This window comes from Streptomyces sp. NPDC047081 (genome assembly GCF_040643775.1).
Taxonomy (GTDB): domain Bacteria; phylum Actinomycetota; class Actinomycetes; order Streptomycetales; family Streptomycetaceae; genus Streptomyces.
Window position 1 is genome coordinate 151,399 of sequence record NZ_JBEYUY010000028.1, and the last position, 6,971, is coordinate 158,369.

A 6,971-nucleotide genomic window follows, 5' to 3' on the forward strand; every position below is an offset into this window, starting at 1 on the left:
GCTACTGGCTCCTGGGCCGGTCGGCCCCGCCTGAGAGGAATCCTTGTGCAGCATGCAAACCAGCCGAGCACCCCACGCCGGCTGACAACGGTGGACGAGGTCGAGACGACCGTCGGCCGCCCGGCGCCGATGGTCATGCTCAAGCAGATCAGCGCCCTCGACGAGGGCTGCCGGACCGTCCTCGCCCAGTGTCCGATCGCGGCCTTCGGCTACCGGGACGCCGACCACACCAGCAGGACGACCTTCATCGGCGGCACGCGGGGGTTCGCACGCGTCCACTCGCCCACACGGATCTCGTTCTCCATGCCCGGGTCCGCCGACCCGCACGGTCCGGTCTCGTTCTTCTTCCTGCTGCCGGGCGTCGGGGAGATCCTGCGCGTCAACGGTTCGGTGGCCGCGCGCAAGGGCGCGCAGACAGCCATCGACATCGAGGAGGCGTACGTGCACTGCGCACAGGCCGTCCTCCGGTCCCGCCTGTGGCAGCCACCCGCCCCGGCCGGGCCGGCCGCCGAGATCGCGGGTGACGGGCCCTTGCGCGGAACTGGCGTCGCCGAGTTTCTGGCCGCGGCGCCGTTCCTCGCCCTGTCCACGTGGGACTCGTCCGGTGGGAGCGACACAAGTCCGCGCGGGGACCGGCAGTCGGTGGCGCGGATCCTGGACAGCCGCACGCTCGTCATCCCGGATCGCAAAGGCAACAAACGCGCCGACACGCTCCACAACCTGCTGCAGGACGACCGGCTCTCCTTCGCCGCGCTCGTTCCGGGGCGCAGCGATGTGCTGCATGTCCGCGGCCGCGGCACGATCACCGACGATCCCGCGCTGCTGGAGACGATGGCGCTACGCGGGATGCCCCCGCACCTGGCGCTGCTCATCGACGTCGAGCACGCCGAGGTGACCGGTAACGACGCCGTGGCCCGCGCACGGCGGTGGACCCCCGGCGCGCACCTCGACCGCGGCACGGTCCCGGACCTGATAGCGCTGGCGGGACAACACCTCGCCGCCGGTTCGGCCAACACCGACGGCGGTCCCCCCGCGTTCCTGCTGAAGGCCGCCGGGGCAATCCCCGGGGTGAACCGCTTGTTGCGGCTCGTGGGGGACCGCGCCTACCGCTCCGGGCTGAGGAAAGAGGGCTACGAGGACGTCGAGCCCGGCGCAGGCGGGCGGCGCCGTGCCTTCCTGCGCCGACGACGTCCTGCCGACGGCGCAGAGACCAAGGAGCTTCTTCGGGCGGTGCGTGTCGCCGAGGTGCGCAGAGAGACACCGAGCACGGTCACCCTCGTACTGGAGGACGCCGACGAGAAACCGGGATCCTTCGACTTCCGGCCCGGCCAGTTCTTCACGGTCGTCGCCGACATCGACGGACGCCAGGTGCGGCGGGCCTACTCCGCGTCGTCGACGCCCGGGTCGTCCAGGCTGGAGGTGACCGTCAAGCACGTCGAGGGCGGCCGATTCTCCACCCATGTGCACCGGAGCCTGCGAGCCGGGGACCGTCTCGCGGTGCGCGGCCCGTCGGGGTCCTTCCACACCGGGCCGCAGCCCGCGGACGAGATCGTGCTCGTCGCGGCGGGCAGCGGCGTGACCCCGATGATGAGCATGATCCGCACACGGCTCGCCGTCCGGCCGGACCGCGGCCGGATCGCCCTGCTCTACAGCAGCCGCAGCGCCGAGGAGGTCATCTTCGCCGACGAGCTGACCAGGCTGGCGAAGGACCATCCGGGCCGGCTCTCGGTCACCCACGTCCTGACCCGCCGGGACGGGAGGCTCGACGCGGACGGCGTACGTCGTTGGGTCACCGGCCTGTCCCCGGCCCCGGACGCCCACTACTACACCTGCGGTCCCGAACCGCTGATGAACACCGTCCAGGGCGTCCTGGCCGGGCTCGGAGTCCCGGACGAGCTGGTGCACCACGAGCGCTTCACCAGCGCAGCGGACACCGGGACCACGGCGACCGTGCCGCAGGAGATGACCGTCGAGGACAACGGGCAGCCCGTCGGCATGGTGGTGGTCGAGCCCGGCCGGACACTGCTCGACGCCGGACTTGCCGCAGGACTGCCGATGCCGTACTCCTGCACGGTCGGGAATTGCGGCGACTGCATGGTGCGGCTGCGCAGCGGAGAAGTCACGCAGAACGAGCCGAACTGCCTCACGCCACAACAGAAGGCCGACGGCTATGTCCTGACATGCGTGGGCTGCCCCCTGTCGAAGGTCACCCTCGACATCGCGGACCCGTGACGTGGGCGCTGTGCAGGGGACTGGGCGGTGGCCAGTTCCATCGCCAGGGGAGGCCGTCCGGCTGGCCACACAGGGCGGTGACCGCGCCCCGGTCGGCGTCGGTGACCTCGAAATCCGGGCGGATTGCGGCGGCGCGCTCCCGCAGCAGCGCCAGAGGACGGGGCGGGCGCCAGGCCCACGATTCCCACGGCCGTCGCGACGGCGTCCGCAACGCCGACGGGATCCCTGACCGCGGCCGGATCCACCAGCACATCCCGTCGGGAACTTCTTGCGGGCCGCGGCCACCGCTTCCAGCGCGGGCCGCGTCTTGCCGATGCCACCGTCGATCCGAACGGGCGTCAGTGGATCGGTCGTCATCCGATTCCTCCGTGGATCACCTCAGTCGGTGCGCGAGCGGTGGCTGGCGGGCCCGGTCGGGCCGAGGCGCAGGACGTCGAGCGCGGTGAGCGCCACGTGCAGTTCGGTGCGTTGCTCGCCGGATTCGAGGTCGCGGTCGAGGATGCGCTCGATGGTGCGAAGGCGCTGGTAGACGGTCTCGCGGGACAGTCCGCCGGAGCGGGCGGCGACCGTCTTGTTTCCCGCCGCGTCCAGGTAGTGGCGCAAGGTGGTCAGCAGGTCGGTGCCGTGGCGGGCGTCGTGGTCGACGAGCCGGCCCAGCTTCCGTTCGGCGTAGTCCTGGATCCGGGTGTCCTCGCGGAGCGCGTAGAGCAGGCTGCGCAGACCGATGTCCGAGCGCTGGTGATAGGAGCGTCCGGGTGGCAGGGCCCGGCCCGGCTCGGTGGCCTCGGCCACCCGGGCCGCCTCGCGGAAAGAGCGGGCCACACCCGCGAGATCCGGGACTTCGCCTCCGACGCTCACCGTCGTTCCCGGTGCCAGGCCGAGCACGGTGCGGCTGAGCCGCTCGACCGCGCCGCGCCACGGCTGGGCGGTCCGCAGGGACAGCAGGATGCCGAGGCGGGTGGGGCCGAGCCGGCCGACGAGGGCTTGTGTTCCCTTCGTGCGGAGGCCCGCGGAGAGAAGGGTCTCCGTCTCGGCCGTCTCGCCCTCGTCGGGGACGTCCGCCAGCAGGGCGACGTAGTGGACGTCCCTGGTGGGGAGGCCGAGCGCGGAGACCCGGGCGTCGGCTTCGGCGGGGGAGCGGTGCCGCTGTTCGAGGAGATCACACAGGACGTCCCGGTGCGCCGTGCGTTCCCAGGGCGTCGAATGGGTGAGGCGGGCGATGGTGAGGGCCATCGCGGCTCTCTCCAGGACGGTGACATCCTCGGGTGCGAACGGGGCGGAGGCCGTACGACCGGGCGGGCCCGGTGCGCGGGGAGTGGCCGGACCGGGGGCTGTCGGGAGCATGGCCACCCTGCCCCAGCGTTCGCCCTGGTATGCCACGGGTGCCACCAGCCAACCCTCCGGTCCGGACACCGCAGTGCGGTCGACGGCACCGGTTGCCCGAGAGCGCTGTTCCCAGTCGGCCAGCGCCACCCCGACCGTGCTGCCGGACGGCTCGCAGACGAGGGCCTGGTGGACCAGGTTCTCCAGTACGACGGTGCGGCCGCTCATCTCGGCGGCGGCGCGCAGGACGTCCTCCGGTCCGGCGCCGCGCAGGGTGAGCGCCGTGAACGCCTCGTGGACGCGCTGGGTCCGCCGCATCGCCTCGGCCTGGTTGCCGAGGAGGAGCGCGTGGACGACCTGGGTGACTTCCAGGAAATTGACGTCCCTGGCCAGGGTCACAAGGGGCAGGCCACGGTTGTCGCAGGCGTGGACGAGAGTGTCCGGCGGGCGGTGGTAGCGGCGCACCAGCTCGATGACGAGGGCTGCCGCGCCGACCTCGGCGAGCTCGTCGACGTAACGGCGCACGGCGGCCGGCTCCTCGGGCAGCGGCATGCCGGTGGTCAGGACGAGTTCGCCGCCCTTGAGGAAGGAGGCGGGGTCGGTCAGTTCGGTGATGTGGACCCACCGGACGGGGCGCTCCAGCCCGGCCGCACCGGTGACGACCTCGGGCTGTCCGGCGGCCAGCACGGGAAGCGCCAGGACGTCGGCCACGGTGAGCGGACGGCCGACGGGAGCCGTGCCGGGACGTGTCTTGGCGCCGCTCGGTGTCGTCGGCTCGCTCATGGTGCCCTCCAAGGGGGTGCCCCGGACCGCGGCGCCGCCGGGACACGGGGGAGTGCCCGGACACTCTGACAAGCGCCGCTGACCTGTGCAAGAGCCCGCGGACGGCGGCCCCGGGGCGGACCGGCGGGGATCGGGCCCGGGTGCGGTTGACACAACGTCCGGATTCCCCGGTCCGCCCGGACAGATCGCGCGTTGGTGCCCCGCGTGCCCGCGGAGATGCTCACGGAGACCGGAGCAGACCGAGCAACCGCCGGGAGACGACCATGACCGCACTGTCGCCGCACCTCCGCCAGGCCACCCCCGTGGTGGCGGTCCGGGGCGAGGGCGTCCACCTCTACGGCGAGGACGGCCGCCGCTACCTCGACTTCACCGCCGGCATCGGCGTCACCAGCACCGGGCACTGCCATCCCAGGGTGGTGGAGGCCGCCCGGGAGCAGGTCGGCACGCTCGTCCACGGTCAGTACACGACGGTCATGCACCAGCCGCTGAAGCGGCTTGTCGACAAGCTCGGCGAGGTGCTGCCGCCCGGCCTGGACAGTCTGTTCTTCACCAACTCCGGCAGTGAGGCCGTCGAGGCTGCCCTGCGGCTGGCCCGCCAGGCCACCGGCCGGCCCAACGTCGTTGTCTGCCACGGCGGTTTCCACGGCCGTACCGTCGCCGCCGCCTCCATGACGACCTCCGGGATCCGCTTCCGGTCCGGCTTCTCGCCGCTGATGAGCGGCGTCGTCGTCACCCCCTTCCCGACGGCCTTCCGCTACGGCTGGGACGAGGACGCCGCCACCCGCTTCGCCCTCCAGGAACTCGACTACACCCTCCAGACCATCTCTGCGCCCGCCGACACCGCCGCGATCGTCGTCGAACCGGTCCTCGGCGAGGGCGGTTACGTCCCCGCCACCCGCGCCTTCCTGGAAGGCCTGCGCGAACGGGCCGACCGGCACGGCTTCCTGCTCGTCCTCGACGAGGTGCAGACCGGCGTCGGCCGCACCGGCCGCTTCTGGGGCCACGACCACTTCGGCGTCACCCCGGACATCCTCGTCACCGCCAAGGGCCTGGCCAGCGGCTTCCCGCTGTCCGGCATCGCGGCATCCGAGGAGTTGATGAGCAAGGCGTGGCCGGGCTCGCAGGGCGGTACGTACGGCGCCAACGCCGTGGCCTGCGCGGCGGCCTGCGCCACCCTGGACGTCGTACGGGACGAGAAGCTCGTCGAGAACGCCGAGGCGATGGGCGCCCGGCTGCGGGAAGGCCTGGAAGCGGTGGCGGAGCGGACACCCGCCATCGGGGACGTCCGCGGCCTCGGGCTCATGCTGGCCAGCGAGTTCGTCACCGAGGACGGCGATCCGGACCCGGCGACGGCGGCCCGTGTGCAGCGCGCCGCCGTCGACGAGGGGCTGCTTCTGCTGCTGTGCGGGGCCTGGAACCAGGTCGTGCGGATGATCCCGGCGCTGGTGATCGACGAGGCGGGCGTGGACGCGGGCCTCGCCGCCTGGGCAGCCGCGGTCGAGGCCGGTACGTCGGACGCGTCCCGGCGATGACGGATCCCACCGCGGCGCTGGTCGCACGCCTCGCCGAGACCGCTCCCGGTCTGCGCGTGGAGACCGGCCCGGGCGCCACCGGACCCTACGCCTACGACGCCTCCAACTACCGGGTCCCGCCCCGCGCGGTGGTCTTCCCACGCGGCGCCGACGACGTCGTCGCGGTGCTGTGCGCCTGCCAGGACACAGGTGTCCCGGTCACCGCGCGCGGCGGCGGCACCAGCATGGCGGGCAACGCGGTCGGGCCGGGCGTCGTCCTGGATTTCTCCCGCCACCTGAACCGGATCCTGGACCTCGACCCGGTGGCCCGCACCGCACGGGTCGAGGCGGGAGTGGTCCTGGACGCGTTGCGTGACGCCGCCGCCCCGCACGGGCTCACCTTCGGACCCGACCCCTCCTCGCACAGCCGTTGCACCCTGGGCGGGATGATCGGCAACGACGCCTGCGGCAACCGCTCGGTACGGCACGGGCGTACCAGCGGCCATGTCGAGGCTCTGGAGCTCGTGACGGCCGACGGGGTGCGGGCCGTCGCCGACCGGACCGGCCTGCACGCGGCCGACCCCGACGACCCGGACGCCGTGCGGCGGTTGGCCCGCCTCGAAGCGGACGTACGCCGTCTGATCGACGCCGAACTGGCACCGATCCGCACCGAACTGGGCCGCATCCCCCGCCAGGTCTCCGGCTACCAACTGCACCACCTGCTGCCCGAGCACGGTTTCGACATGGCGCGCGCCCTGGTGGGGACCGAGGGCACCTGCGCGGTCGTCACCGCCGCCACGGTCCGTCTGGTGGAGACCGCGTCGGCCGCGACCCTGGTGGCGCTCGGCTACGACGACGTGGTCGACGCCGCCGAGGACGTCCCGGAGATCCTGCGGTGGCGTCCCACCGCCGTGGAGGGCATGGACGAGGCGATCGTCGCGACCATGCGGGCCCGCCGCGGCGCGGACGCGGTCACCGGCCTGCCCGAGGGGCGCGCCTGGCTCTATGTCGAACTCGACGGCGACGACCAGGCCGAGGTCGACGCCCGCGCCGCCGAACTGCTGGAGGCCCTGCTGCTCCTGTACGCCAGCATCATCGGGCCCTACATGGACATGGGCGCGC

At 72.9% G+C, this 6,971-nt stretch carries 4 protein-coding genes; 3 read left to right on the forward strand and 1 reads right to left on the reverse strand.

Annotated features, from left to right (window positions below; translation table 11 throughout):
* Window positions 1–45 precede the first annotated feature (45 nt).
* On the forward strand, window positions 46–2,232 hold the full coding sequence (locus ABZ848_RS38830; protein ID WP_360839652.1) for a 2Fe-2S iron-sulfur cluster-binding protein: 2,187 nt from the start codon (window positions 46–48) through the stop codon (window positions 2,230–2,232).
* 378 nt (window positions 2,233–2,610) lie between these two features.
* Here the strand turns inward: ABZ848_RS38830 and ABZ848_RS38835 are convergent, their stop codons facing one another.
* Entirely contained in the window at window positions 2,611–4,338 is a 1,728-nt protein-coding gene (locus tag ABZ848_RS38835) for a PucR family transcriptional regulator ligand-binding domain-containing protein (RefSeq protein ID WP_360839654.1), read from the reverse strand.
* A gap of 263 nt (window positions 4,339–4,601) precedes the next feature.
* On the opposite strand from ABZ848_RS38835, the gene ABZ848_RS38840 reads away from it, so the two are divergent.
* Both ABZ848_RS38840 and ABZ848_RS38845 read left to right on the forward strand, forming a co-directional pair.
* Entirely contained in the window at window positions 4,602–5,870 is a 1,269-nt protein-coding gene (locus ABZ848_RS38840) for an aminotransferase class III-fold pyridoxal phosphate-dependent enzyme (protein ID WP_360839655.1), read from the forward strand.
* On the forward strand, window positions 5,867–6,971 hold a 1,105-nt coding region (locus tag ABZ848_RS38845; RefSeq protein WP_360839657.1), incomplete at its 3' end, for an FAD-binding oxidoreductase. The genes ABZ848_RS38840 and ABZ848_RS38845, both read left to right, overlap by 4 nt.

Bases quoted from the DNA above. Each gene is read 5' to 3' on its own strand.
- ABZ848_RS38840 (WP_360839655.1), top strand. From the start codon at position 4,602: ATGACCGCACTGTCGCCGCACCTCCGCCAGGCCACCCCCGTGGTGGCG.
- ABZ848_RS38835 (WP_360839654.1), bottom strand. From the start codon at position 4,338: ATGAGCGAGCCGACGACACCGAGCGGCGCCAAGACACGTCCCGGCACG.